A 26,690-nucleotide genomic window follows, 5' to 3' on the forward strand; every position below is an offset into this window, starting at 1 on the left:
CCATGCCGGCGGTGGTGGACCTGTTCGTCTACGGGACGCTCAAGCGGGGTTTTGCCAACCACCGTGCATGCTGCGAGCGCGCGATCAAGATACGCACCGCATCGATCGCCGGAGCGATCTTTGATCTGCCCGTGGGCTATCCGGCGGTGCAGCTCCCAGGCGCAAGCATCCCTCTGGAGGCGGGTGCCGACCCCGTGCGCGATGCGGGCCGCCAGAGGCTCGTCCGCACGCCCGCGTCAGCTAGACCGGTCCATGGGGAATGGATCCGCCTCCCGGACCCCGCGCGGACCCTGCCGCTGATCGATGCCCTCGAAGGTGTGCGCGCGGACGGCCGCGGAGAGTATCGCCGCGCGCTGGTTCCCGCCCGAACGCAGGAGGGTCCACGGGCCCTGTGGGTGTACTGGATGCCGCAATTGCCGCCCGATGCGCGCTACCTGCCGGATGGGGCCTGGCCGGTGAGGACTTGATCCGTACGGCGTGCTCATTACGCAGTCCTGGGGCGCCGCTGGCACGGTCCGTGAGCGGTAGGATGCCGATGAGCGCAGCGAATCGCATCGGGTGGAGCATGGGGTGAGTGCCACGTCTTGAACGATGCGATTTGCTGCGCTCATCGCATCCTACGGTTTCCCTGGTATTCGTGGTTCCGGGGAGGCGCTAGCCGGCGGAGGCGAGGAGTTCGCGGGCGTGGGTGCGGGTGGTCTCGGTGAGCTGGGTGCCGCCGATCAGGCGGGCCAGGGCCTCCACGCGGCGTTCGTCGTCCAGCGGCTGGATCGCGGTGCGGGTGCCGTCCTTGGCGTGGCTCTTTTGTACCTCCAGCTGGTGGTGCGCCTGGGCGGCGACCTGGGCCAGGTGGGTCACGCACAGGACCTGATGGCGCTCGCCCAGGCTGCGCAGCTTGCGCCCGACCACCTCGGCGACCGCGCCACTGATGCCGCTGTCGACTTCGTCGAAGATCAGCGTGGGCACTGTCTGCTGCTCGCTGGCCAGTACCTGTAGCGCCAGCCCGATGCGCGAGAGCTCGCCGCCGGAGGCGACCTTGGCCATCGGCTGCGGCGCAGCACCGGGGTTCGCGGCCACGCGGAATTCAATGTGGTCCACGCCGTGGGCCTGCGGCTTGTCGGCGGGCTCGACCCCGATCTCGAAGTGGCCGCCAGCCATGCCCAGTTCCTGCATGGTCTCGGTGACCGACTGTCCGATGCGGCTGGCGGCCTTCCGGCGGGCCTGAGTGAGTTTCGTGGCAGCGGTATCGAAGGCCGCGCGGGTCTGCTGTTCGCGGGCCTCCAGGGCCTCAACGGTCTGATCGCCGTTTTCCAGGGCATCCAGTTCCGTTTGCAGTTCATCGAACAGGCCTGGCAGGGCCTCGGGGTCGATCCGGTGCTTGCGCGCCAGGCGCAGGTATTCGCTGACGCGAGTATCCAGCTCGGCGAGGCGTTCCGGGTCCAGCTCGATGCCGTCGGCCAGGCGGCGCAGGTGGTCGCCGGCCTCGTCGATCTGGATGCGGGCGGATTCCAGCAGCTCGACCGCCGGACTGACCCGCTCGTCGTGTTGCGCGGCGTCCTGCAGGGCGTGCAGGACCTGGCCCAGCTGCGTGTCCAGCCCGCTGTCCTCCTCGATCTGCTGGCTGGCGGTCTGGAGGGCGGTGAGTACCTCGGTGCCGTGGGCGAGCTGGTTTTGTTCGGTCAGCAGTCGGGGGTATTCGTCCTGTGCCGGGGCCAGCTCGGCTAGTTCTCCGCTCTGGAAGCGCAGCAGGTCGAGGCGGTCGGAGGTGTCGGCCTGGGCCTCGCGTGCCTGGTCCAGGGCGCTCGCCGCAGCGCGCCAGGCGCGGTAGGCCTCGCGGACATCGCGCGTCGGGTTGCCGTCGAGGAAGCCGTCCAGCCAGTGGCGCTGGGTATCGCGCTGCAAAAGCTGCTGATGCGCGTGCTGGCCGTGGATGTCCACCAGCCATTCGCCCAGGGTGCGCAGCTGACCCACCGCGACCGGCCGCCCGTTGATCCAGGCGCGGCTCTTCCCCTGGCGGGTCAGCACGCGGCGCAGCAGGACGTTTTCGTCGTCCGCCGCGGCCAGGTCCTGTTCGGCCAGCCAGGCGCTGGCCGGGCCCTTGGCGGGCAGGGCGAACTCGGCCGACAGATCGGCCTGTTCGGCGCCCTCGCGCACCATGCCGGCGTCGGCGCGGTCGCCCAGTAGCTGGCCGATCACGTCGATCAGGATGGACTTGCCGGCCCCGGTCTCGCCGGTCAGGGCGCTCAGGCCGGTGTCCAGCTCCAGTTCCAGCCGGTCGATGATCGCGAAGTCGCGGATGCTGATCAGATGCAACATGGGATCAGGGCTGCTCGCCCCAGCGCAGCTTGGTGCGGAGCACGCGCAGGAAGTGGTGTTCGCGGGGGTGGATCAGGGTCAGGGCCTGTTCGCGGCGATGGATGCGCAGCAGGTCGCCGGGGGCGAAGTCCACGTTCTCCTGGCCATCCAGTGCGACCTGGGCCGGCGAGCGGCTGCCGCTGGACAGGCGGATCTCGATGGTGGAGCGGCCGCTGACGACCAGCGGGCGGTGATTCAGGCTGTGCGGGCAGACCGGCACCAGCACCATCGCGTCCAGCTGCGGGGTCAGGATCGGCCCGCCGGCGGACAGCGCGTAGGCGGTGGACCCGGTGGGGGTCGCGATCACCAGGCCGTCGGCCCGCAGGCGTCCGACATCCATGCCGTCGATTGCGGTGTCGAATTCGATAATGCGCACCACGCTCAGCACGTGGAGGACGACGTCATTCAGGGCGATCCCGCGGTGGATGGTGACGCCGTCGCGGATCAGCTCGGCCTCGAGCATGGCCCGGGGTTCGCGCTCGAAGGCGCCATCCAGGACCTCGCCCAGTTCCTCCGGGGCGGTGTCGGGGGAGACATCCACCAGGAAGCCGAGCCGGCCGAGGTTGATCCCCAGCAGCGGGGTGTCGGCATCCGCGGTGACACGGGCCGTGGCCAGCAGTGTCCCGTCGCCGCCGATCACGATGAGAAGGTCTACCGCGTGGGCCAGCTCGTCCAGTGGCAGTAGCCCGACGCTGTCCGGCCGCTCGAAGCCGTCGATCTCCTGTTCCATGAAGACCTGGCGGCCGCGCTCCTGCAGCAGACCCACCAGGGTCGCGACCAGGGGCGCGGTACGCGAGTCGCTGGACTTGCCGACCAGTCCGACCTTGTTGAAGTCTGGCATCATGCCGGCATTATCCGGAAAAGGGACCGCGACTGCACCCGGGGTTTCTTGACCTGATTCCTGCACGATCCAAGACTGAACCCTTTAAGCACTCGACCGAGTGGAGCGCTGACGATCCATGGAAAACGCAACGATCAATCTGGACGCCAGGGCCCGCACCCTGTTGCGGACCCTGATCGAGAGCTATATCCGGGATGGCCAGCCCGTCGGTTCGCGCACCCTGGCCCGGACCTCTGGCCTCAGTGTGAGCGCCGCCACGGTGCGCAACGTGATGGCGGATCTCGAGGATATGGGGCTGATCCATTCGCCGCATACCTCGGCCGGGCGCATACCGACCCCGGCCGGCTACCGGCTGTTCGTCGACAGCCTGCTGGAGGTGCGCAATCCCTCGCCGGAGGATATCCGTGCGATCCAGTCGGGGTTCGATCCGAGTGCGAGCACCCAGGACCTGATGGACGCCACCAGCAACCTGCTGTCGCGGGTCACGCGCATGGCCGGGATGGTGCGCCTGCCGCGGCATCGCAACGTGGCGCTCAGTCAGATCGAGTTCCTGCGCCTGGGCGAGGGCCGCATCCTTGCGATCCTGGTGATCGACGGCAAGGAGGTGCAGAACCGGGTGCTGGAACTCGATCGTGACTTCAGCCAGGACGAACTGCAGCGCATGGCGAACTACCTGAATGCCCATCTGGCCGGCAAGAGCCTGCATGCGGTGCGCGCCGAGCTGTTACGCGAGATGCGTGACGTGCGCGACGACCTGGACGCAATGATGCTGGCGGCGATCGACCTGGGCGAGAAGGCGGTGGGCGACGAGGACCCGGACGACGTGGTCGTGGCTGGCCAGACCCACCTGCTCGGCTACGAGGAGCTGGCGGACATGGCCCGCCTGCGCCAGTTGCTGGAGGCCTTCAACGAGAAGCAGGAGATCCTCGGCATCCTCGACCAGTGCATCCGCGGCGACCGGGTGCAGATCTTCATCGGCCGCGAATCGGGGCTCGACTGGTTCGAGAACTGTTCGGTGGTGACTGCGCCCTACAGTGTCGACGGCGAGGTGGTGGGCGTGCTCGGGGTCATTGGTCCCACGCGGATGTCCTACGACCGGGTAATCCCGATTGTGGACGTGACGGCCCGCCTGCTGGGCTCGGCGCTGGGCGATCACCCGGTGGATGATTCGAAGTAGCGACCCCCTTGAAACCGGGGGGAATGCCCCCAGCATCCAGATAGACAACCCAATCCACCCTGTCCGCCGGTGATCGGCGCGGCGGGCGATTTTGTTTTTCATTGATTTGCGAGGCCAGCATGTCCGAACAGCGGGAATCCCAGGAACAGCCGGAAGAACTCGAGACCCGGAACGACGAGACCCCCGAGGCCGAGGGTGGCACGGATGATCGGCTGCAGGAGCTCGAGGCCCTGGCCGAAGAGCGCCGCGACCAGGCCCTGCGGGCCCAGGCCGAGCTGGAGAACCAGCGCCGCCGCTTCGAGCGCGAGCTGGAGAACGCGCACAAGTACGCAATGGAGAAGTTCGCTGCCGAAATGCTGGAGGTGGGCGACTCGCTGGAACTGGGGCTGCAGGCGGCGCGCGAGTCCAAGGATGTCGAGCGCATCATCGAGGGCGCCGAGCTGACCCTGAAGAACCTGACCCGGGTGTTCGAGAAGTTCGGCATCCAGTCCGAGGACCCGACCGGCCAGCGCTTCGATCCGGAGCGTCACCAGGCGATGTCCATGCAGGAAGACCCGGAGAACCCGCCGAACACCGTGGTGGCCACCATGCAGAAGGGGTACCGGTTGCAGGACCGCGTGCTGCGCCCGGCGATGGTGGTGGTCTCCAAGGCGCCGACCTCGCCGAACATCGACGAAAGCGCCTGACACCGTCTTTTCGGGCCGGTTTTCGGGGTATCGGACACGCTGCCCCTTGAAAACCCGGCCCGGGGCCCCAGATTCCCGTACAAGTTGGCAGAGAAACACGCTCTGCAGCGCAAAATTTTTCGCATCAGGAGATTTCAGTCATGGGCAAGATCATTGGTATTGACCTCGGGACCACCAACTCCTGCGTCGCCGTAATGGAAGGCGACCAGGCCAAGGTCATCGAGAACGCGGAAGGCACCCGCACCACCCCGTCCATCGTCGCGTTCAGTGACGACGGCGAGGTGCTGGTTGGCCAGTCCGCGAAGCGCCAGGCGGTCACCAACCCCCAGAACACCGTGTTCGCTTCCAAGCGCCTGATCGGTCGCAAGTTCCAGGAAGACGAGGTCCAGAAGGACATCAAGCTCGTCTCCTACAACATCGTGAAGGCCGACAACGGTGACGCCTGGATCGAGGTGCAGGGCAAGAAGATGGCCCCGCCGGAGATCTCTGCGCGCGTGCTGCAGAAGATGAAGAAGACCGCCGAGGACTATCTCGGCGAAGAGGTTACCGAGGCGGTCATCACCGTCCCGGCGTACTTCAACGACTCCCAGCGTCAGGCGACCAAGGACGCCGGCAAGATCGCCGGGCTCGAGGTCAAGCGCATCATCAACGAGCCGACCGCGGCCGCGCTCGCCTATGGCATGGACAAGCAGCGCGGGGATCGCAAGATCGCCGTGTACGACCTGGGTGGCGGTACCTTCGACGTCTCGATCATCGAGATCGCCGAGGTGGATGGCGAGCACCAGTTCGAGGTGCTGGCGACCAACGGCGACACCTTCCTCGGTGGCGAGGACTTCGACAATCGCCTGATCGACTACCTGGTCGACGAGTTCAAGAAGGACCAGGGCATCGACATCAAGGGCGATCCGCTGGCGATGCAGCGCGTGAAGGAGGCCGCCGAGAAGGCCAAGATCGAGCTGTCCTCCAGCCAGCAGACCGAGGTGAACCTGCCGTACATCACCGCCGACAACACCGGGCCCAAGCACCTGGCGCTGAAGATCACCCGCGCCAAGCTGGAAAGCCTGGTCGATGACCTGGTCAAGCGCTCCATCGAGCCGTGCAAGGTCGCGCTGAAGGATGCCGGTCTGTCCGCCTCCGAGGTGGACGACGTGATCCTGGTCGGTGGCCAGACCCGCATGCCCAAGGTGCAGGAAGCGGTGCAGGCGTTCTTCGGCAAGGAGCCGCGCAAGGACGTGAACCCGGACGAGGCCGTTGCGGTCGGTGCCGCGGTGCAGGCCGGCGTGCTGGGTGGCGACGTCAAGGACGTGCTGCTGCTGGACGTGACCCCGCTGTCGCTCGGGATCGAGACGATGGGCGGCGTGATGACCAAGCTGATCGAGAAGAACACCACCATCCCGACCCGGGCCAATCAGGTGTTCTCCACCGCCGAGGACAATCAGACCGCGGTGACCGTGCACGTGCTGCAGGGCGAGCGCGACATGGCTAGCGCCAACAAGTCGCTGGGTCGCTTCGACCTGCAGGACATCCCGGCCGCGCCGCGTGGTGTGCCGCAGATCGAGGTCACCTTCGACATCGACTCCAACGGCATCCTGAACGTCTCGGCCAAGGACAAGGCGACCGGCAAGGAGAACAAGATCGTCATCAAGGCCTCCTCCGGCCTGTCCGACGAGGAAGTCGAACAGATGGTCAAGGACGCCGAGGCCCACGCCGAGGACGACAAGAAGTTCCAGCAGCTGGTCCAGGCGCGCAACCAGGCTGATGGCCTGGTGCATTCGGCCGAGAAGTCCCTGAAGGATCTGGCCGATCAGGTCTCCGACGACGAGCGCACCGCGATCGAGTCGGCGGTGGCCGAGACCAAGACCGCGATGGAAGGCGACGACCCCGAGGTGATCGAGCAGGCCGCGCAGAAGCTGGCCGAGGTCTCCGGCAAGCTGGCCGAGAAGGCCTATGCCCAGGGCGCGGACGCCGCGGGCGAGGCCGGGGCCGAGCAGGCCGAGGCTGGCCCGCAGGGCGACGATGTCGTGGACGCCGAGTTCGAGGAAGTCGACGACGACCAGAAAAAGCAGGGCTGATGCCGCAGCCGGCGGGACGCTATGGCGTCCCGCCGGAACTGTTTGAACGCCGCGCCCGGGGTACTCGTGACTCCGGGCGTTTGCGTGAAGGCATTCCGCGTTCGCGCGCACGAATCAGCAGGGAATGACCATGTCACAACGCGACTATTACGAGGTGCTGGGCGTCTCCAAGGACGCCTCGGCCGCCGATATCAAGAAGGCCTTTCGCCGCCTGGCGATGAAGCACCACCCCGACCGCAACCCCGGGGATGCGGAGGCCGAGGCCAAGTTCAAGGAGGCGCGCGCCGCCTATGACGTCCTCAGCGACGACCAGAAGCGCGCCGCCTACGACCGTTACGGCCATGCCGGCGTGGACGGCTCGGCCGGGGGTTTTGGCGGGGGCGCCGGGGCCTCCAACTTCAGTGACATCTTCGAGGACATCTTTGGCGATATCTTCGGAGGTGGCGGGGGCGGCCGCGGGCAGCGGGCCTATCGTGGCTCCGACCTGCAGTACAACCTGGACCTGACCCTGGAAGAGGCCGTGTTCGGCACCGAGGTGAAGGTCCGTATCCCGACCACCGTCAGCTGCGAGGCCTGTGATGGCTCGGGCGCCGAGCCGGGGACCTCGCCGGAGACCTGCCCGACCTGTAATGGGGTCGGCCAGGTGCGCATCCAGCAGGGTTTCTTCTCGGTGCAGCAGACCTGCCCGCGTTGCGAGGGCGCGGGCAAGGTCGTCTCGAGCCCCTGCAAGTCCTGCCACGGCAAGGGTCGAGTGCAGGAGCAGAACACCCTGGACGTGAAGATCCCGGCCGGGGTGGACAGCGGTGACCGCATCCGCCTGGGAGGCCAGGGCGAGGCCGGCATGAACGGCGGCCCGCCGGGTGATCTGTACGTGCAGGTGCGGGTCAAGCCGCACAAGTTGTTCCGGCGCGAGGGCTCGGATCTGCACTGCGAGGTGCCGGTGTCGTTCGCCACGGCCGCTCTGGGCGGCGATTTGGAAGTGCCGTCGCTGGATGGCCGGGTCAAGCTGAAGGTCCCCGCGGAGACCCAGACCGGCAAGCAGTTCCGGGTTGGTGGCAAGGGCGTGAAGTCCGTGCATGGCGGCGGGGTCGGTGACCTGATCTGCCGCGTGGTGGTAGAGACGCCGATCAACCTGACCAAGGAGCAGAAGCAGCTCCTGCGCCAGTTCGAGGAGTCCACCCAGGCTGGCGGTACCAAGCACAGCCCGCAGGCTCACTCCTGGCTGGACGGCGTTAAGGGGTTTTTCGAGGACCTTAACTTCTGGTCCAGGTAGTCCCGCAGGGCAAGGACCATGGTTCGCACAGGCCCCGGTATTCACCGGGGCCTGTTGCGTTGGGGGCGTGCTCAGCCCTCCATAAAGTCCCTCGCTCTGCGGACTCGACTTTCGTGCCAGCCAACACGGAGTTCACGGAGGAAAACGCTGTGCAGGAAGACGGGATGGGCGGCCGCATACTCGCCGCCGCAGCCGGGCTTCCCTGCGCGGTCGCGAGCCCGGTTCCTCACACCCCAGGGTCTAGCTGTGAATCGCCCTTGACCTGCCCGGCGCCGTGTTCTCTGCGCGTTCTGTGGGAGAAGCCGGAGTCCGCGAGGTGGGGGGCTCAGGTCGAGGCGAAATCGAAGGTGGGGGCGGGCATCGGTGCCTGCAGGAAGTAGCCCTGAACGAGGTTCACGTTCAGGCTGTAGAGCACGGCGAGCACGCTGGCGTCCTCGACATAGGGCACGATGACCTGCTTGCCCTTGGCATGCGCGGCATCGGTATGTTCGCGGATCAACTGCTGGTTCTCCTCGCTCTCGGCCAGGTTCTTCACGTAGGACGGGTCCAGCTTGATGTGATCCGCCTCCAGGTGCTGCAGGAGCTGGAACGGGTTCAGCCCGCTGCCGAAGTCGTCGATGCACAGATGGCCGTGCATTTCCTGCAGCCCGCGGGCGACGTGGATCGCCGGCTTCAGGTGGGTAACCACGGTGGGTTCCTTCAGTTCGACGACCACGTTGTCGGCGGGGATGCGCATGCCGTGCAGGTCGTTGTGCAGCCAGCTGACCACGGAGGGGTCGCCCAGGGAGCCGTTGGTCAGTTTGAGGAAGAACTGGGTGGTCGGGTCTTTCTTTAGCTGTTCCGTCAGCATCTGCAGCGCAGTCTTCAGGACCCAGCGGTCGATGGGTGCCGCCATCTCGGTGCGCTCGGCACTGGGCAGGAAGGCATCGGGCTCGTGGATATGCCCCTCGGCGTCACGCAGGCGCACGAAGACCGAGTAGCGCGGGCGATCGGCACCGTGCAGGTTCACGATCGGCTGATACAGCAGTTCCAGGCGATCGTGTTCCAGGGCGTCCTGAATGCGCAGCTTCCACTGCTGGTCGTTCTGCGCCTGGGTCATCTCGCCCTCTGCGGGGCGGAAGAAGCGGTGGTTTCCGCCCCCAGCCTCCACGGCTTCTTGCAGGGCGCGGTCGGCGTGGGTCAGCAGTTCTTCGGTATCCACCGCCGTCTCGTCGGCGATCACGATGCCGGCCGACAGGCTACAGTTGGTCGAGGCGTTGCCGAGCTCGAAGACACGTCCGGTGACCGCTTCCATCAGACCGTGGATGCGGGCCTCCACCTCGTTGCGCCGGGTGTCGGGGACCACGATCCCGAAGTGCTCGGCCTCCAGGCGTGCGGCGATGGCCGGGTCGGGAAAGTGATCCTCGATCAGCTTGCCGATATCGGCAAGCAGCAGATCGCTGGCGGACATGCCGACGTTGGCCCGGATCTCGGGGAAACGGTCGACCGCAAGGGTGACCAGGGCGAAGGGCTTCTCCGATTGCGCGGCCTGGCTCTGCGCGGTCTCGATCATCCCGGAGAAGTGCTGGCGGTTGTAGAGCCCGGTGACCAGGTCACGCTGCGAGAGGTAGTCGATCTTCTCGGCCAGCTCCGGGTCCTCCTGGGCCGAGTCCAGCAGCACCTGGGTGCAGGCCTCCCCCTCGACGCTGGCGGTGGACAGACGCAGGTTGGCCTCGAACGGCGTGCCGTCAAACGCCTGCAGCTGGAAGGCCTGATGGGTCTGTTCACCTTCCTCGCCACTCTGGAAGCGGCGCAGCAGGCCCTTCAGTTCGTCGCGGCTCTCCGGGGCGATCAGGTCCATCAGCGGCAGGCCTTCCACTTCCTCCGGATCGGCAATCCCGAAGCGTTCACGCCAGGACGCGTTGGCATAGATGTGCATGCCCTCGTGGACGTAGGCGATGGCGTCGCGCGAGTTGTCCAGCAACAGTTGGCAGCGGCGTTCGGACTCCTGCAGCGATGCGTCCATGCGCCCCATCCGCTGGCGCAGCTGGAACTGCTCGGCAGCGCGCACCGCAAGGATGCCGGCCAGTTCGTGCAGTTCGTGATCGACGACGGCATAGGCGCCGGCCTCGTAGTCGTCTATGCGTGCGGGTTCGGGGCGCTCGGTCATGATGACCAGCGGGGTACGTCGACCGGATGCGTGCAGCGCCGCGTCGACGTGTTCCCGGGTCAGGGCCAGGCCGGGTTCGATCAGGACGATCACGTCGAAGCGCCGGCCCTCCAGCGCCTCGGCCAGGGCGTCGCTGCCGGATACCTGCTCCGGCCGGATCGCGCTGCCGCGGGTCCGGATACTGCTGATGACCTCTTCAGCCCGGTTCGGGTTGCTGGTAACGAAGAGCGTGCGAATCGTTTCGTTCATGGGGCTAGTCGTCGCGGTTGCGGGTAGTGAATGGCGGTCCGTCGTCATCCGCGATGGCCGGTCCGTCGGCGATGTCGGGCGTCTCGCCGGCCGGTTGGTGGACCTCCAGGCCGGTCATGCGGCACCCGACCTCGGTAAACAGAGTAGTGCCCGTGCGCTCGCTGTCCAGTTCCAGAACACGGGCGCGCCTGTTCAGCCAGCAGACGACGCGTTGTTCATGATCGAATACCTGCGCCGGCAGAAACAGTACTGCCCCGTCGGCATCGGTGCGCTGCGGGGCGAACAGTCCTGATTGCGGGACGCCCGCCGCCATGCCATTGCGGAAATCCTGAATCTGCATGGGCAGGCAGCGATCGGCGAGAAATTCCACGCCGATGCTGATCAGACTGCCGGCCTGGTCGTCGAAGCGAATCCAGCGCAGAACCCCGATGGTCCAGCGATGGCCATCCACGGCACGCAAGCCGACGAGGTCCCCGATCAGCAAGGGCTGCTGGGGGTTGTCCAGGCGCAGACGCACGCCGCCGGCGCCGATGTCGTCCACCTGCCAGTGTTCCGGGGGGTGACGCTTGGTGATCGGTCCCGTGGATTCATCGCGGGCGGCGATCTCGAGTCCGCGCCCGACATCCTCCCAGGCGGTCGCGGCGGTATTCGGCGTGTCGTCCGCCAGTGGTTGCAGGTCGCGCTCGCGGTCGGAACGGTGCGGGCTGTCTACCAGGGCGAGATCCGAGCCGCGCAGCGCGGCCTTCGACATTTCGAACACGCTGACGCCGTGGTCGTGTTCTTGCAGGGATTTCAGGCTGGTCTCCGGCGCTTCCGCTGCCCCGGTGGTCTCGGTCTCGGTCTCGGGCGCGCGCCGGCTGTCCATTTCCATCAGCAGGAAATCATGGATACGTTCCAGGCCCATCACGCAGATCCGCTGCAGGTCGCTGGCGCTCTCGCGACTGTGACGGCGGGTCGGCAGGTTCGACCACAGGCGCAACAAGTGTTCGGCCAGCGGCTGTCCCTCGCCGCGGCGGCGCGGTTCCAGGTCGTCGGGGCGTTCACGAAGGGCGTCCAGCGCCGGCGTCAGCTCAATGAAGCAGGCGGGTTCGGTGGCCGGTGTCCCGCGCAGGACCAGGCCCGGGGCGTGGTCGCGGTCGAGATTGCAGCGCAGTACGGGAAGATCGGGGTGTTGTTCCGGGTCGGGGGCGGCGGTGCAGGCGAGGGGCAACGTGTTGGCCCAGCGAGCCAGCAAGTCCATTTCGCCCATCTTCAGCGCATTGGGATCGGTGCTGCCCAGTATCATCAGCCGTGCGCTCATGGCTTCGATGCGGTCCACCTCCAGCGGGCCGAAGCGCTTGTCGGTGGCGGGCCGCTCGTCGGCGATTCCCTGCTCACGCGCCAGGCGCAGCACATCGAACAGCCGCTGCCAGTGGCCAGGCGGCACGGACTGGTACAGCCGCCAGTGGTGCACGCTCAAGGCCCCCAGCAGGGCGACTGCGGCCTGCAGGGGTGCTGTCAGGCGTTTCGCGTGGCGGTTGTCGTGCGCGTCCGCGCGTTCGCGGACCACCAGCAGCTCCGCGGTGAGGAGGGCGCGCACGGCGGCGCTGTAAACATCGGCGCGCTTGCGGCTGCGGTTGCCCAGCGGCAGGGGCCGCTGGCGCAGCAGTCGCTCCATGGCCGGGAGTAGCGGCAGGAGATGATCTTCCAGTATTGCGACCAGCGTGGCTCGGGTTCCGGGGCGAAGTACGATCGCGTTCAGCCCGTCGAGGGCCTCGCGGATGCGCTGGATGCCGAGCTCCGGCTCGCTGCCGGGCAGCTCCGCACACCAGGCGTCCAGTGTTTGCGGGGTCTGGTGGGGGAAGCTGTCGGGACCGGCCGGTTGGGTGGGCAGCTCGGGCAGGGCTTGCAGCATGGGCGTGTCCAGTGGTTGCTGGGCCGGTTGCAGGATTCTGGCGCTACTTTAGCAGCAAACCGCGCAATCGGTGTGGGTGCCGGTGCGGCTCATTCATGCGCGGGAAACGGTGTCTGCAGGGTCTTGCCGGGTTCTCCGGCGATCTCGCGCGCCAGTCGCGGGACCAGGTAGCCCGGCAGGCGGGCGTGCAGGGCGCGGTAGAGTTCGCGCGCGCGGGCGTCCGGTACCTCGAAGTGGGCTGTGCCGCGGGTGCGGTCGAGCTGGTGCAGGTAGTAGGGCAGCACGCCCAGGCGGAAGCCGGCCTCCTGGAGTTCAATCAGGGTCTCGGTGTCGTCGTTGATGCCGGCCAGCAGTACCGCCTGGTTGAGGAGCGTGACCCCGGCGGCGCGCAGGCGATCGATCGCGGCATTGGCCGGTGCGGCGAACTCGCGCGGGTGATTCGCGTGCAGCACCAGGATGTGCTGCAGACGGCCCTTGCCGAGCCAGGCCAGCAGGCGGTCGTCGACCCGTTCCGGCAGGACCACCGGCAGGCGTGTGTGGATGCGCAGGCGCTCGACGTGCGGGATGCCCGCGAGCCGCTCCGCCAGCCGCGCCAGCCGTGTATCCGAGAGGCTCAGCGGGTCACCGCCGCTGAGGATGACCTCGCGGATGTCCGGGTGCGCCGCGATGTAGTCCAGCGCCGGTCCCCAGTCATCCCGGGCCGGGTTGTGGTCGGCATAGTCGAATTCGCGGCGGAAGCAGTAACGGCAGTGGATGGCGCAGGCCCCGGTGGTCAACAGCAGGACGCGGCCGTGGTACTTGTGCACGACACCGGGGGCGGCCAGGGCGTCGTGGTCGCCGACCGGGTCACTGACAAACCCCGGGGATTCCAGCGCCTCGCGCGCGTCCGGCAGGGCCTGCAACAGCAGGGGATCCTGTGGGTCGCCGGGCTGGATGCGCGCCAGGTAGCTCTCCGGGATGCGGGTGCGAAACAGCCGGTGCGCGGACTGCATGCCCGGCAACGCCTCCGGTGACAGTCCCAGGCGTGTGGCGAGGGTCTCGGGATCGGCGATCGCGCGGGCCAGCGCCTGCTGCCAGGCCGGCGTGGCGCGCGCTGTGGGTGGCTGGGTTCCGCGCGCCTCGCGCGTTATCATGACGGGCTTTGTGGGCATGAATCGTTTCCGGACGGGGCGGCATGTCCGCGCCACGCATCATCGAGGGACAGCGCGTAATGGCAACCTACAGTACCAACGAATTCAAGGCCGGTCTCAAGCTCCTGCTGGATGGTGACCCGCAGGCCATCGTGGAGAACGAGTTCGTCAAGCCGGGCAAGGGCCAGGCCTTCAGCCGGGTCAAGCTGCGCAATCTGCGTACCGGCCGGGTGCTGGAGAAGACCTTCAAGTCCGGCGAGTCGGTGGAGGCCGCCGACGTGATGGATACCGAGATGCAGTATCTCTACAACGATGGCGAGTTCTGGCACTTCATGGTGCCGGACACCTTCGAGCAGTATGCCGTCGGCGAGGCCGCACTGGGTGATTCCGGGCAGTGGCTGAAGGAACAGGATATTTGCACCGTGACCTTGTGGAACGGCGAGCCGCTGTCGGTGGTGCCGCCGTCCTTCACCGAGCTGAAGATCACCCAGTGCGATCCGGGCCTGCGCGGTGACACTGCGCAGGGCGGCACCAAGCCGGCCACGCTGGAGAGCGGCGCGGTGGTCAAGGTCCCGTTGTTCGTCGAAGAGGGCGAGACGGTGAAGGTGGATACCCGCAACGGCGAGTACGTCTCGCGCGTGTGAGCCGGATCCCGGCAGGCCCTGCGACATGACCGACTGGCGTCCGGGTGCGGCGCCGGCCCGCGCGGCGCGCGCCCGCCTCCTGGCCGGGTTGCGGGCGTTCTTCGCGGCCCGCGGGGTGCTCGAGGTCGAGACCCCGATCCTGAGCCGGGGCGCGCCGCAAGATCCAATGCTGGAGAGCTGGGAGGCGCAGGCGCAGGCGCCCGGCGGCGAGCGCGGCTATCTGCAGACCTCGCCGGAATACCCGATGAAGCGCCTGCTGGCGGACGGCGCCCCGGATATCTACCAGATCGCACGGGTGTTCCGCGGCGGTGAATCCGGCCCGCGGCACAACCCCGAATTCACTCTGCTGGAGTGGTATCGCCTGGGCCTGGACCACCACGCACTGGCGCGCGAGGTGGTGGCCCTGATCGCGGATCAGGCCGCGCAGTCTCCCGACTGGCACGCGCCCCGGGGGTGCGAGGCGATCGCCTATGCCGATCTGTTTCGCTCGACTTTGGGGGTAGACCCGGCGGAGACGAATGCCGCGGAGCTGGAACGGGTCGCGGGGGACCACGGGCTGGTCATCCGCGGCGGGCTGGATCGGGATGGCTGGCTGGATGCCCTGATCAGCCTGGTGATCGCGCCGGGCTTCCCGCCGGACCGGCTGACAATCCTGTTCGACTACCCCGAGAGCCAGGCCGTCCTCGCGCGCCCCTGCGCGGACCGGCCGGGCTATGCCGCCCGTTTCGAGCTCTACTGGGGCGACCTGGAGCTGGCCAACGGCTATCACGAGCTGACCGATCCGGTGGTGTTCCGCAGCCGTCGCAAAAGGGATATCGCGATCCGCCGTGCGCGTGGTCAGCCACTCCCGCCCGCGGATCGGCACCTGGAGGCGGCACTGGAGGCCGGGCTGCCGGACTGCGCGGGCGTGGCCCTGGGCGTGGACCGGCTGCTGATGCGTCTGTTGGGGGTGTCGCGTATCGATCAGGTGATCGATTTCCCCTGGGCGTGACGAAGCCCACCCGGAGGGCTTGTCGCGGCCGAGATGGCGGCACACTATAGGGGCCGTTGCCGAAGGCTCTCATGCAGGATGGCTGGTCTCAATGTCCCCTTGTCGTTTTTCGCGTCGCCCCGGGCCCCGGTCCGGACCTTCCTGGTGTTTCGTATCCGTCGCTTTGATCCTCTTGTTGTGGCTGGCACCGCTAGCCGCACAGGCCCAGTTCGAGCATCTCCCGGGACCGCTGCAGCGGGCGATCGAGAGCCAGCGTCTGCCGCCGGCAAATGTGGGCCTGTGGGTACAGCGGATGTCCGATGGCGCGGTCCTCGCGCGCCTGAATGCCGATCAGCCGTACAACCCTGCCTCCACCATCAAGCTGGCTACCTCGCTGGCGGCCTTGCACGAGTTGGGGCCGGAATACACCTGGACCACCGAGGTGTGGGCTACGCGACCGGTGCGCGACGGTGTATTGCGCGGCGATCTGGTGATCCGTGGGACCGGCGACCCCGGCATGGTCAGCGAGGAGCACTGGCGCATGCTGGGGCAGTTGCGTCAGACCGGGCTGCGGCGCATCGAGGGCAACGTCATCCTCGACGCCTCGCATTTCGAACTGCCTCCGGGCCATCCGGCCGCATTCAATGACCAGCCGCTGCGGGCCTACAACCAGCTGCCCTATGCCCTGCACGTAAACGCCAACGCCCAGCGCTTCCGTGTGCGGCCGGAGCGGCATGGGAACGGGATTGACGTGACCGTGGATCCGCCGCTGCCGGGGCTGACGATCGAGAATCGCCTGCAGCCGTCGCGTGGCAGCTGCGGGGCCTGGCAGCGGGGAATTCGCTTTGACGCCGACCCCGAGGCACAACGCGTGACCCTGTCCGGCGAGTACCCGGTTAACTGCGGGGACTACGAACTGCTGCGTACGGTCCTGACGCCGGAGGCCAATCACGCCGAGATGTTCCGTCTGCACTGGTCGCAGTGGGGTGGTGAGCTGACCGGCGACATTCGCCCCGGCGTGCTGCCGGTGCTGTACGACGAACCGATCCTGCGTCATACCTCGCGGCCGCTGGCGGATCTGATCCGGGTCTCCAACAAGTGGAGCTCCAACGTGATGACCCGCCACCTGCTGCTGACCCTGGGGGCGCGTCACTTCACCCCGCCGGCCACGCTGGAGAAGGGGCAGCAGGCCCTGCTGGAGTCGCTGCGCGGGTTGGGGGTCGAGGTGGGTGGCATGGTGGTCGACAACGGGTCGGGGCTCAGCCGCGACACCCGCATGACCGCGCGCCAGCTGGGCCAGATCCTCGAGGGCGGATGGCAGCACTCTCACCGTCCGGAATTCCAGTCCTCCCTGGCCCTGGCCGGGCTGGACGGGACCCTGCGCAATCGCTTCCGCAACGGCAGCCAGCGCGACCTGCGCGGGCAGATGCACCTGAAGACGGGGCACCTCAACGAGGTCTCTGCGGTCGCCGGCTACGTGCGCACGCAAGGTGGGGACGACCTGGCCGTGGTGGTGCTGGTCAACGACCCCCGCGCGCATCAGGGCCTCGGCCGGAACCTGCAGGATGCCGTCCTGGAGTGGGCCCACCGCCTTTGACGCCCGGCGTTTATCCACCACGAAGCGCGCACGAAGGGTTAGGTTCGCGCGCTTCGTGGTCAGAGGGCCTTGATTGACCTCAGGGTGAGTCGAGCTTCCAGTTGGACATGATCGGGAGGCGCGAGACATCGACCTCCAGGGCCGTCAGCCAGTGCGCGACCATGCGGTTGGAGTTGTTGCGCAGGGTGTAGGCCTCGGGGTGTTCGACAAAGGCCATGTCCCATTCTGTCGATACCTCGCGGTCATCGTGGCCCGCCTGCCAGATTCCCTCCAGCGCCTCGCGCAGTGCCGTGACCCTGGCCCCGGGGACCGTCAGCAGATGCAGTTCTTCCAGCGGCACGCGCAACTGGGTCGCCGTCGCGTCTTCCAGGTTGGAGCCGGTCAGGGATTGCCGGCCGAGGCCCGCCCGTGTGGGCAGGAACAGCCCGGCCAGCCCCTGCAGGGGGTTGATTCGCCGCTCGACGTAAAACGACCAGTCGCCGTAGGAATAGCGCAGCCAGGCGTCCGGGGTCGCGGTCGGCAGGACCAGACTGGAGTGATGGCCGTGGTCCAGGAGTGCCACAGTGACCGGGTCTTCCGGTTCGGCCGGCGGCTGCAGGGTGACTGCGGCGCAGCCTTGCAGGAGCCACAGGGCAATTACGGCCAGCATCAGATGCTCGAGGCGGAGCGTGCCTCGGCGGCGTGGCCTGCAAATGCTGGAATGGCGCACGGGTTGGTCAGTGGTGCTCGAGCTTGCCCAGCTCCGAGAGGATCGAGAGCACCAGCGACTCGCCCTGGGCGTCCATGCCGCGGCACAGCACATCCGGGTCACGCTCGCCGTCCACCAGGCGCTTGGTGATGCCACCCAGACGCGCCATGTCGCCCCCGGCCCGGCTCATCTGTTCGGCCATCTGCGACAGCCAGTGCAGCGACTGGGCGTCTCCGTGGGCCGCGCCGTGGATCATCTGGGCCAGCCCCGGTGCGGCCTGCGCCGGATCGCCGCTTTGCTCGGGGTCCGGCAGGGTGGAGGGATCCTGCAGGCCGGCCAGGATCGCCGTCAGGATCACCGTGTCCTCGTCGTCCAGCCCCTGCAGCAGGGACGTGTCGCGTTCGCCTTCGAGCACGCGGCGGATGCGCAGGATCAGCTCGCCCCAGCCGGCCTCGTGGGCCTGGTTCAGCACTGGCTCCAGTTCGCGGCGGGTCTCCGGGTTCTGGGTGGCCTGCACCACCAGGTTGATCAGGCCGGCCTGGGCCTGGCGGATCTGCTGGGCATGTTGCGGTTCGATCATGGTGGGTCTGACTCTTGGTTGTACGGCGGATTGAAACGGCTTCCGGGGGCCTTCCTGCGTGGTTCCGGTGTCCCTGTTGTGGCGAGGTTAGCATGCCCGGCAGTGCGTTCGGCGAGGGCCTGCGGCACAATGGCGGCTCCATTTGCAGAGGATGTCGTGGTGGAAGAACAGACAGCAGTGGGGCTGTGGGTGGCCCTCGGGATCCTGGCCATCGTGGTTGCCGCCCTCGTGGGTTTCTGGGTGGGCCGCGTCACCAGTGACGAGCGCAAGCTGATCCGCGAGCTGGAAGAGGAACTCGACCGGCGCATGCAGGAACTGACCCGCTACCGCAGCCAGGTCAACGACCATTTCGATCGCACGGCCACGCTGTTCGCGACCATGGCGGGTTCCTACCGCGACCTCTACCACCACCTGGCGCAGAGCGCGGAGGAACTGGCGGACAAGCCGACCCGTGATCGCCTCGAGGACCGGGCCGGGCAGCTTCTGTCGCACATGACGCGCCGTGACTACGGCGCCGGTCCCGGCGAGGCGGCCGGCGGCGCCAACGAATCGGACGCCCAGGACGACGAGCCGACCCCCAAGAGTTCCGAGGGCGAGGCACGCAAGCCGGACGAACGCCCGCGCCCCGACTGACCCGTGACCGCGGAGTCGGTTTGGGATCACCACGAAGCACAGGAAGGCACGAAGAAAACCTGAAAAGCATCCACCAGGTAGGTGCGAAGACTGAATGATGGGCAAGACCGCAACGGAGGAGCAAGACTCTTCCGTCACCGCATTCCTTCCGATCTCCCCGCCTTCCTGAAAATGCTCTTTTACGGGTTTTCTTCGTGCCTTCGTGCGCTTAGTGGTGAAAGGCCCTTTGCCCTGGACGCACGGCGCCGGGGCGTGCCCGACACGGTGCGGGGTGGGCTCAGAGGGCGGAGATCTGCGCCCGGATCTGGTTGTCCAGGTTCTGGATCCAGTTGTTGTAGTTCGGGTGGATATTGCCGTCCGCGTAGTTCAGGTTGGTGCTGTCCTTGTAGCGAATGCTGTATTCACCCGCCGCATAGGGGATCTCCACTTCGGCGACGTGGTCGCGCAGCGCAAGTCGCCCTTCGAGTAGCCCCGGTTCCACTTCTTCCATGCGCCAGCCTAGCGCCGTTCCGGCGGTGCGGATGGCGCGTTCCATCTGTTCGGCGCTGGGGCGTTCACCCGCAACATCGGTGACCGTGGTATCGCTGACGTTGTGCACGGGGACCGTGCCGCGGCAGCCGGCCAGCGCGATCAGGCTGGCAAACAAGATGACCAGCAACGTCCTGGTATTCATGGCGTTTTCCTTCTGGGATGGGTGCGTCGAGAGTGTAGACATGCGTGCCGGTGGTTTCCAAGGGCGCGGCCCGGAGCGCACGCCGGGGCCTTCAGCGCAACAGGCCCCGCGAGCGCAACAGCCCCAGCGGGCGCATTCCGCGGCGCAGCAGGTGGCCGGCGACCATGGCGATGATGCGCAGGGTGTCCGCGGTCGCGCGGTAATGGCTGGGGCGGTGGTTCTCCGGGTAGATACAGCGTACCGGGACCACCCGCACCGGGAATCCCAGCCGCTCGGCGACGATTAGGGCCTCGCTTTCGAACACGAAGCCGCGCGCCCGGTGATGACGCAGCTCGAGGCGTCGCAATAGCGCCGCGGGATACAGGCGGAACCCCGACTGCGAATCCTGCAGCGGTTGCCCCGAGGCCCAGGCAATCCAGAAGTCCGCCATGCGGTTGCCGAACAGGCGTAGCGGCGGGGTATGTTCGCGGCCCTTGAGTCGGGCCCCCAGGATCAGCCGCTCGGGGGTCTCGCGCCAGGCGGCGATGAGGGCCGGGATCTCCGTGGTGTCGTGCTGGCCGTCGGCGTCCAGGGTCACCACGGCATCGGCCCCGGTGGCCAGGGCATGCTGCATCCCGGCCCACAACGCGGCCGCCTTGCCACCATTCTCGGGCTGCCGAAGGACCTCCGCCTGGCCCTCGATCAGGCTTGCGGTCGCATCCTCGGAGCCGTCGTCCACCACGATCACCCGGTCCACGTGGGCGCGGGCGCCAGTGACGACCTCTTCGATGGTGGCCGCCTCGTTGTGGGCCGGGATCAGGGCAACGACGTGGCTCATGACGGGATCAGGCGAGGGCACCATTGACGCCGATGACCTGACCGGACACGTAGCTGGCGCCCTCGCTGGCGAGGAAGCCGACCACACTCGCGACCTCCGCGGGCTGGCCGGCACGGCGCATGGGTACGACGCTGCGGATGCGGTCGGCATCGAAGCTCGAATCGCTCATCGGGCTTTCGATGATCCCGGGGGCGACCGCGTTGGCGGTAATCCCGCGCGAGGCGACCTCCTGGGCCAGCGAGCGAATGGCACCATGGAGCCCGGCCTTGGCCGCTGCGTAGTTGGCCTGGCCGCGATTGCCGATCTGCCCGGCGACGGAGGAGATCGCCACGACCCGGCCCCAGCGGGTGGTGATCATCGGCAGCAGTAGTGGCTGGGTGACGTTGTAGAACCCGTTCAGTCCGACGTCGATCGGTCGGTCCCACTGCTCGCGGCGCATTCCGGCCAGCGGCGCATCGTCGTGGATGCCTGCGTTATGCACCAGGATCTGCACCGGTTGTTCGGCCGCCAGGGGCTCCAGGGCCTCGCGGCAGGCCCCCTCGTCGGTGATGTCGAACACCAGCACGCGGGCCTGGCCGCCGTCGGCGCGGATGGCCGCGGCTGTTGCTTCGGCCGCGTCGGCATTGCGATGGGCGTGCAGGACCACCTCATGGCCAGCCGCGGCCAGGGCTTGGGCAATGGCGGCGCCGATGGCACCGCTGGCTCCGGTAATCAGGGCGCGTGCAGTCACGGGGTCTTTTCCTCGTCGGCGGGTTGCAGTATCACCGTCGCGCGGGCGCTCAGCACCGGCCGGTCACCGGCGGTGACCCGCAGGTCGTAGATCGAGCTGTGGGTATCCGACAGGATGCGTTCGGCGTGGATCTCGAGCGGGTCGTCGAGGCCGTCGAGACGTTGGACCCGCAGTTGTAGGTTGCGCACGGCCGCCAGGTAGCCGGCCCGGGGCGGGCCGCCATCCGCCAGCAGCGCCCCGTGCACGGCCATGCCCTGGGCGCCGTATTCCAGTGCCGCCAGGGCATGCAGGCCGCCTTCCCCGCGCAGCGGGTTGGCCGGATCCCGGTGGCTGTCGGCACGACAGTGGATGGCGTCGTCGGACCAGGCCTCTACCGAATCCAGCAGGCACATCGCCCCGGCGTGCGGCAGCAGCCGGCAGATGGCGTCGTGATCCAGGGTTTCGGGTCGGGATGGCATGCGCGGGATCTTCCTGATCCAAGCGATTGTTCAGGGCTCGATGCGGATGCTCAGCGACCGGCCCAACGGGGCGTCAAGCGTAACATGGCCGGCCGTGCCCCGGGCCAGTTGCTCCAGCAGGGGCAGGGCGCGTGCCGCCGGGTTGCTCTCGCGCAGGGCCTCCAGCTCGTCAGCCACGCAGCGATCGGCGGTGGCGGGTCCCTTGAGGTCCATCTGCAGCCGCCAGGTGGCGCCCTCCACCGGCCCCAGGCGCAGGGCGACCGCGAACGCATGGTGGATCGGGCGCACGCGGATGAATGTCTCCATCGACGGTACGTCGTAGCAGGTGAGCAGCACCTCGCCACCCTCGCACTGTTGCAGCGTCGCGGCCTCCAGCAAGCCGGCGGCCACCGTGGCGTTGTAGCCGGATACGGCGGTCGCCGGGGCGGGGTTGCGGGTGGCGATCGACCAGTTACCGGCCGGGGCGTTGTGCACCGAATTGTGGAACTGGACCGGCGAGACCACCGGCTCCGGCTGGGTGAGCGCGTCGCAGATGCGATCGATGATGTCCATGTCGCCGGAGGACGAGGCGAACACGCTGCGCAGTTGGCTGCGATCGCTGTCGGTTGTGGCCTCTTCCGCCACCTTCAGGGCCAGGCGAATCGTGGTCGTGGTGCGTCGACGCTCGTTGGCGGGGAGCAGCCGCACGGGTGGGATATTGATCGCGTCACCCGCCAGAGGCGCCGTGCCGGCGAGGATGGCGCGGGCGGTCTCGAAGTCGTCCAGTCCCGGGCCCAGCAGTCCGACCGCATGCAGACCGATGGTGTTCATTGCGGTGCCTCCAGCAGCAGGCTGCAGTTGTTTCCGCCGAACCCGAAGGCGTTGACCAGGACCCGCCGAACCGGGCGTTCCTCGGTCTCTGCCCGTGCATCCAGGCCCAGTTCCGGGTCCGGGTGCCCCAGCCCGGCGGTCGCCGGCACGAAGCCGCCGGCCAGGCTGGCCAGTGCCTGCGCGACCCCCACCGCGCCGGCAGCCCCGAGGGTATGCCCGGTCAGGCCCTTGCTGCCCACCGCGCGCGGGGTCGGGCCCAGGCGGTGGATCAGGGCGTGGGCCTCGGAACGGTCGTTGGCCGGGGTCGCGGTGGCATGCATCAGCACATAGTCGATCTCGTCGCCTTGCCGCCCTGCACGGTCCAGGGCTTGCTGTAGTGCCGTCGCGGCCCCCAGGCCTTCCGGGTGCGGGGCGGACATGTGGTGGGCATCGCTGGATTCGCCGTAACCGGTCAGCCGCGCGCCGTGGGCATTCGCGGAGGGGCGCTCCAGCAGGAAGAAGCCGGCGGCCTCGCCGATGGAGATCCCGGCCCGGTCGCGATCCAGCGGGGTGCAGGGCTGCGCGGCGACCAGCTGCAGGGCGTCGAAGCCGTACAGCGTCATGCCGCACAGGCTGTCGACGCCGCCGACCACGGCGGCGTCGCACAGTCCCGCCGCGATGTAGCGCCGGGCATCGGCAAAGACCTTGGCGCTGGACGAGCAGGCCGTGGAGACCACCATGGCGGGGCCGGACAGGCCGAGGCGGGTGGCAACAAAGTCGGCCAGCGAGAACATGTTCTGGGTGTGCTGGTAGTCGTAGTCCGGTGGCAGGGCCCCGGTCTGCGGGTCACGCCGGTGGTACGCGGCCTCGGTGGCGGCGATCCCGGAAGTGCTGGTGCCCAGCAGTACGGCCACCCGGTCGGCCCCGTGGCGCTCCACTGCAGCCGCCACCGCCTCGGCGAAGCCGTCCTGGCGCAACCCCAGCTCGGCCAGCTGGTTGTTGCGACACAGGAACGGGGCCAGGGCGCCCTCGAGGGCGATGGCTTCCACACCCGGTACGCGGCCGACGTAGGTGTCCAGGTTGACGCGCTCCAGGTCGCAGGCACGCAGTCCGCTGGTGCCGCTGCGCAGGGCCTCGGCGTTGGCGGCGATCCCGGTGCCGGCGGCACTCGTCAGGGTGTGGGCAGTGATGACCAGGGGGTCCATGGACGGGCGTATCTGCGGGTTGTGGCCGGAGGGGGTTCCGGGTGGATTGGGCCAGTTCGGCGTTGCTTCAGGCAGTTTGCCGGCGGCTGGCCTCGGGGGCCAGCAGGGCCGCTGCGAGGAAGGAAAATACCACGCCCAGCACTACCGTGAGGCCCATGGCCTGCAAGACCGGAAGACTGGAAAGGGCCAACAGACCGAACACCACCAGCGTGGACAGTGCGCACACGCTGACCGAGCGCAGGTTGCGCAGGCGCGCCGCGGCATCCCGCAGCGGGCGGCTGAAGAACACGGCGTAATCCAGGCACAGCCCGGTGATCAGCAGCATCGCGATCAGGTGGAACAGCGACAGCTGGATGCCCAGCAGGATCAGTGTGGCCAGGGTCAGCAGCAACCCGGTGCCCACCGCGGTGAGGATGCGCAGGCTGCGTCCCGGCGCCCGGGTGACGGCCAGCAGCAGGAGGGCCACCGCGACCATTCCCAGCGCGAGCCGGTGCAGGGCCTCGACGCGAAAGCCGATCACCAGTTCTTCGGAGGCGCGGAAGAAGTCGATGTGGCGGATACCCACCCCGTCCAGTTCCGGCACGCTGGCCAGAGGTGCGTCTTCGGCCCAGCGGGTCAGGGCATCGGGGTCATGGACGCCCTGCAAGCGCACCCAGGCGATCCAGCCAGTGCCGTCATCGCGGGGCTGGAGCAGGGGTTCCAGGGCATTGCGCAGCGGCCCGTCGGGAAGGCCCTCGGGTTCCAGCAGGTCTTGCTGACGGGCCGTCTGGATGTCGTTCACGAAGGGCTCGAAGGCCCCGTCGCGGAACCCCAACCCTGCGCCCGCCACCTCCAGGCGTTCGCGCAGGGTATCGGGTTCCGGCAACGCGGCTTGACGCTCGCGCTGCAGTGCCCGGCTGGGCAGGACGTTCGCGGCATGGCCGAAGCCGTCCAGGGCCCCGGTCTCGCGCAGGGCCTCCAGGCCCGGTGTCAGGGCCTCGCTGGCGCGCAGGGCCTGTTCCGGCGTGTCGGCGCTGACCAGCAGGGCATGGCGGACGTCCGGCAGCCCCAGGGCGCTGCGCAGGTCCTGGTCGAGCGCAATCTGGTCCTCCGGTACCGGGTGCAGGGCGGACAGGCGATCCTCCCAGGGGAAGGGGTCGGCAGTCGCGACCACGGCGATCGCGGCCAGGGCCAGCAGGGCGAGGCCCCAGCGCGCGATGGCGGGGGGCTGGGCGAGACCCGTGGGCAGGGGCAGGCGCAGCGGCGGCAGGCCCTCGCGCTGCAAGCGGGTGGGGACCAGCGTTGGCAGGATCCAGCGGGTGACCACGGCGGCCACGGCCACGCCAGTCAATACGAACAGCCCGAGCTGGGCCATGCCGGAGAACCCGGTCATTGCCATCAGGGCATACACCAGTATCGTGCTGCCGGCCCCCAGGGCAATGGTGGGCCACAGCTCGCGCGCGACCTGCGGGAGGCGCCCGCCGTCGGCCCGTTCGCCGCCGGACGGTTCACTATCGCCTCGTTGTGCATGGGCGAACAGGTGCAGCGGGTAGTCGAGGGCAATGCCCAGCACGGTGATGCCGAAGGCCAGCGCGATCCCGTGCAGGTGTCCGAAGACCAGCGTAACCACGGCCGCGGCGATCAGGATGCCGCTGGCCAGGGGCACGGCCGCCAGCCAGACCGGGTGCGGATGGCGGAACACCGCCAGCAGCAGGAGGGCCAGCGCGACGCTGGCGCCTGCGGTGATCCAGGTCACCTCGCCGCGGATGGTGGCGCGGGAGTCCACCGCGATCACCGCCGGGCCGGCAATCTGCAGCTGCAGATTCGGTTCGTCGATGGCGCTGAAGGCCGCGTGCGTGCGTTCGATCAGGGCGGCCTGGGCATCCAGGTCCATGCCGTCAGCCGTGCTGCGCAGCACCAGCAGGGCCCGTCTCCGGTCGGGGGTGACCCAGACGCCTTCGGCGCCGGTCGTCGCCTGACCACCGCTGGCGGCGAGCTGCTCCAGGACGACCCGGGCCTGTGCGGTGGGGTCACGCGGGATCAGTTCCCGCGGCAGTTCCGGGACGGCGCTGGCGAGGTCATCGCGGCGGGCCTCCAGGTGTTCGCTCAGGCGGTCCTGGCTGAAGTGTTCGGCATCGACCCGGGGGCTTAGCAGGTAGCGATGCTCGATCAGGAAATCCAGCGCCGGGTCGTCGGGGTCGAGGCGGCCGTTGTGGATGCCGGCAACATCGGGGGCATCCTCCAGGGCCGCGACCAGTGCGTCGCTGGCTGCCGCCCGCTCGCGGGCCTCGCCACCGGCGATGGCCAGCAGCAGCATGCGTCCGGCGGGGCCGGCCCCGGGGTCCAGGGCGATCCCGTCCGCGCTGACCGGGTCCGGGGCAAAGCCCTGGAGGTCGGTGACCAGTTCGCCGCGCAGGGTCAGCGTCAGCGTGGCCAGGAGCAGGGCGGCCAGCCAGAGCGTCAGGGCAACGCGGGAGGGGTGGCGGCGCAGCAAGGACTAGTCCGCGTACTGTGGCGGTTCGAAACGCATGCGGCTGTGGTGGCCGCCAGCCTCGATGGTGACCAGTTCGTGCAGTTCGCCGTCGGCGCCTTTCAGGGTCAGTTCGGGGACCATGCGGCGCAGGGTGCGATCCTGCGGGACCAGCTCCAGGGTCCAGGCGTCGATGTCTCCCGTGACGTCGATCTCGAAGTCGCTCTCCAGGGTCTCGCGGTCGCCGGTCAGCAGGGCGCGGAACAACCCGGCCAGGGTGGCCAGGGCGGGCTGTTCGTTGAGGTCGATCTCGCGGCTGGAGCCGCGACGTTCCAGGGTGAGGGTGTCACCCTCGATGTGCACGGTCTCGCCACGCGGGCCGTCGACCTGGCGGGTAAGGGTATCGGGGGGCTCGAAGGCCAGGGAGCCCGAGCGGGTCTCCGGGAATTCCAGCATCGGGTCGTCGCGGCGCTCTTCGAACGCGAGGGTCGCCGCGCGCTCGGTGGTCAGGACTTCGAGCAAGGCGCCGAGGGTGTCGTTGGCCAGGGCCGAAACAGGGACGAGAAGACCCAAGGCCAGGATCAGCGTGATGCCGGACTGGCGGATACGCGGGCCAAAGCCGTGGCCTCGC

Annotated in this window: 24 protein-coding genes; 9 read left to right on the forward strand and 15 right to left on the reverse strand. The window is 68.3% G+C overall.

The features are described 5' to 3' along the window. The first annotated feature begins 2 nt into the window (after window positions 1–2). Entirely contained in the window at window positions 3–467 is a 465-nt protein-coding gene (locus F622_RS0100145) for a gamma-glutamylcyclotransferase (protein ID WP_019571107.1), read from the forward strand. Window positions 468–654: 187 nt separating this feature from the next. Here F622_RS0100145 and recN read toward each other — a convergent pair whose 3' ends face one another. Together recN and F622_RS0100155 are read right to left on the reverse strand one after the other, a co-directional pair. After that, window positions 655–2,316: a DNA repair protein RecN gene (gene recN, locus F622_RS0100150; RefSeq protein WP_019571108.1), complete on the reverse strand. Its 1,662-nt coding sequence runs from the start codon at window positions 2,314–2,316 to the stop codon at window positions 655–657. 4 nt (window positions 2,317–2,320) lie between these two features. Continuing rightward, complete coding sequence (locus F622_RS0100155) at window positions 2,321–3,199, reverse strand: NAD(+) kinase (protein WP_018169154.1); 879 nt, start codon at window positions 3,197–3,199, stop codon at window positions 2,321–2,323. A gap of 115 nt (window positions 3,200–3,314) precedes the next feature. Here F622_RS0100155 and hrcA point away from each other — a divergent pair, with 115 nt between their 5' ends. The 4 genes from hrcA (at window position 3,315) to dnaJ (ending at window position 8,404) form a co-directional block, all read left to right on the forward strand. Further along, window positions 3,315–4,373 (forward strand): heat-inducible transcriptional repressor HrcA, encoded by a 1,059-nt coding sequence (gene hrcA, locus F622_RS0100160; protein WP_018145342.1) that lies wholly within the window; start codon window positions 3,315–3,317, stop codon window positions 4,371–4,373. 119 nt (window positions 4,374–4,492) lie between these two features. Beyond that, window positions 4,493–5,059 carry a nucleotide exchange factor GrpE gene (grpE, locus tag F622_RS0100165; protein WP_018169153.1) on the forward strand — a complete coding sequence of 189 codons (567 nt, stop codon included), beginning with the start codon at window positions 4,493–4,495 and terminating at the stop codon, window positions 5,057–5,059. Between the two features lie 140 nt (window positions 5,060–5,199). Further along, window positions 5,200–7,131 carry a molecular chaperone DnaK gene (gene dnaK / locus F622_RS0100170; protein ID WP_019571109.1) on the forward strand — a complete coding sequence of 644 codons (1,932 nt, stop codon included), beginning with the start codon at window positions 5,200–5,202 and terminating at the stop codon, window positions 7,129–7,131. Window positions 7,132–7,255: 124 nt separating this feature from the next. Continuing rightward, entirely contained in the window at window positions 7,256–8,404 is a 1,149-nt protein-coding gene (dnaJ, locus tag F622_RS0100175) for a molecular chaperone DnaJ (RefSeq protein WP_018169152.1), read from the forward strand. Window positions 8,405–8,729: 325 nt separating this feature from the next. On the opposite strand, the gene F622_RS0100180 is transcribed toward dnaJ, so the two are convergent. The 3 genes from F622_RS0100180 to epmB all read right to left on the reverse strand — a co-directional run bounded on the left by F622_RS0100180 (window position 8,730) and on the right by epmB (window position 13,829). Beyond that, on the reverse strand, window positions 8,730–10,802 hold the full coding sequence (locus F622_RS0100180; protein WP_019571110.1) for an EAL domain-containing protein: 2,073 nt from the start codon (window positions 10,800–10,802) through the stop codon (window positions 8,730–8,732). A gap of 4 nt (window positions 10,803–10,806) precedes the next feature. Next, the gene (locus F622_RS0100185; RefSeq protein ID WP_019571111.1) at window positions 10,807–12,696 is read right to left on the reverse strand and encodes a hypothetical protein; all 1,890 of its coding nucleotides are present in this window, start codon (window positions 12,694–12,696) and stop codon (window positions 10,807–10,809) included. Between the two features lie 89 nt (window positions 12,697–12,785). Further along, window positions 12,786–13,829 carry an EF-P beta-lysylation protein EpmB gene (gene epmB, locus F622_RS0100190; RefSeq protein ID WP_019571112.1) on the reverse strand — a complete coding sequence of 348 codons (1,044 nt, stop codon included), beginning with the start codon at window positions 13,827–13,829 and terminating at the stop codon, window positions 12,786–12,788. Between the two features lie 77 nt (window positions 13,830–13,906). On the opposite strand from epmB, the gene efp reads away from it, so the two are divergent. The 3 genes from efp to dacB all read left to right on the forward strand — a co-directional run bounded on the left by efp (window position 13,907) and on the right by dacB (window position 17,037). Beyond that, window positions 13,907–14,470: an elongation factor P gene (gene efp, locus F622_RS0100195; protein WP_026182087.1), complete on the forward strand. Its 564-nt coding sequence runs from the start codon at window positions 13,907–13,909 to the stop codon at window positions 14,468–14,470. A gap of 25 nt (window positions 14,471–14,495) precedes the next feature. Then, window positions 14,496–15,461, forward strand: a complete 966-nt coding sequence (gene epmA, locus F622_RS0100200) for an EF-P lysine aminoacylase EpmA (protein ID WP_019571113.1) — start codon at window positions 14,496–14,498, stop codon at window positions 15,459–15,461. A gap of 166 nt (window positions 15,462–15,627) precedes the next feature. Further along, window positions 15,628–17,037 (forward strand): D-alanyl-D-alanine carboxypeptidase/D-alanyl-D-alanine-endopeptidase, encoded by a 1,410-nt coding sequence (gene dacB, locus F622_RS0100205; protein ID WP_369773120.1) that lies wholly within the window; start codon window positions 15,628–15,630, stop codon window positions 17,035–17,037. A gap of 79 nt (window positions 17,038–17,116) precedes the next feature. Here the strand turns inward: dacB and F622_RS0100210 are convergent, their stop codons facing one another. Together F622_RS0100210 and F622_RS0100215 are read right to left on the reverse strand one after the other, a co-directional pair. Beyond that, entirely contained in the window at window positions 17,117–17,686 is a 570-nt protein-coding gene (locus F622_RS0100210; protein WP_018169145.1) for a hypothetical protein, read from the reverse strand. A gap of 67 nt (window positions 17,687–17,753) precedes the next feature. Beyond that, a complete protein-coding gene (locus F622_RS0100215) occupies window positions 17,754–18,305 on the reverse strand; it encodes a hypothetical protein (protein ID WP_018145353.1) in 552 nt (183 codons plus the stop codon). 159 nt (window positions 18,306–18,464) lie between these two features. Between F622_RS0100215 and F622_RS0100220 the strand changes: the two genes are divergently transcribed. Continuing rightward, window positions 18,465–18,938 carry a YhcB family protein gene (locus tag F622_RS0100220; protein WP_018145354.1) on the forward strand — a complete coding sequence of 158 codons (474 nt, stop codon included), beginning with the start codon at window positions 18,465–18,467 and terminating at the stop codon, window positions 18,936–18,938. 277 nt (window positions 18,939–19,215) lie between these two features. On the opposite strand, the gene F622_RS0100225 is transcribed toward F622_RS0100220, so the two are convergent. From F622_RS0100225 to F622_RS0100260, 8 genes are all read right to left on the reverse strand, one after another. Then, on the reverse strand, window positions 19,216–19,611 hold the full coding sequence (locus tag F622_RS0100225) for a hypothetical protein (RefSeq protein WP_018145355.1): 396 nt from the start codon (window positions 19,609–19,611) through the stop codon (window positions 19,216–19,218). A 91-nt stretch (window positions 19,612–19,702) separates the two neighbouring features. Then, entirely contained in the window at window positions 19,703–20,428 is a 726-nt protein-coding gene (locus tag F622_RS0100230) for a glycosyltransferase family 2 protein (RefSeq protein ID WP_018169144.1), read from the reverse strand. Window positions 20,429–20,435: 7 nt separating this feature from the next. Beyond that, window positions 20,436–21,158, reverse strand: a complete 723-nt coding sequence (fabG, locus tag F622_RS0100235) for a 3-oxoacyl-ACP reductase FabG (protein ID WP_018649688.1) — start codon at window positions 21,156–21,158, stop codon at window positions 20,436–20,438. Next, window positions 21,155–21,616 carry a hypothetical protein gene (locus F622_RS0100240; RefSeq protein ID WP_018169142.1) on the reverse strand — a complete coding sequence of 154 codons (462 nt, stop codon included), beginning with the start codon at window positions 21,614–21,616 and terminating at the stop codon, window positions 21,155–21,157. Before F622_RS0100240 ends, fabG begins: the two co-directional genes overlap by 4 nt. A 30-nt stretch (window positions 21,617–21,646) precedes the next feature. Next, window positions 21,647–22,426: a beta-ketoacyl synthase chain length factor gene (locus tag F622_RS0100245; protein ID WP_018169141.1), complete on the reverse strand. Its 780-nt coding sequence runs from the start codon at window positions 22,424–22,426 to the stop codon at window positions 21,647–21,649. Then, window positions 22,423–23,610 (reverse strand): beta-ketoacyl-ACP synthase, encoded by a 1,188-nt coding sequence (locus F622_RS0100250; protein WP_018169140.1) that lies wholly within the window; start codon window positions 23,608–23,610, stop codon window positions 22,423–22,425. Before F622_RS0100250 ends, F622_RS0100245 begins: the two co-directional genes overlap by 4 nt. Window positions 23,611–23,677: 67 nt before the next feature. Next, entirely contained in the window at window positions 23,678–26,083 is a 2,406-nt protein-coding gene (locus F622_RS0100255; RefSeq protein ID WP_019571114.1) for an MMPL family transporter, read from the reverse strand. A 3-nt stretch (window positions 26,084–26,086) separates the two neighbouring features. Beyond that, the gene (locus F622_RS0100260) at window positions 26,087–26,632 is read right to left on the reverse strand and encodes a LolA-related protein (RefSeq protein WP_026331517.1); all 546 of its coding nucleotides are present in this window, start codon (window positions 26,630–26,632) and stop codon (window positions 26,087–26,089) included. Between the last annotated feature and the right edge of the window lie 58 nt (window positions 26,633–26,690).

The organism is Thioalkalivibrio sp. ALMg3, assembly GCF_000381225.1.
GTDB lineage: Bacteria > Pseudomonadota > Gammaproteobacteria > Ectothiorhodospirales > Ectothiorhodospiraceae > Thioalkalivibrio > Thioalkalivibrio versutus.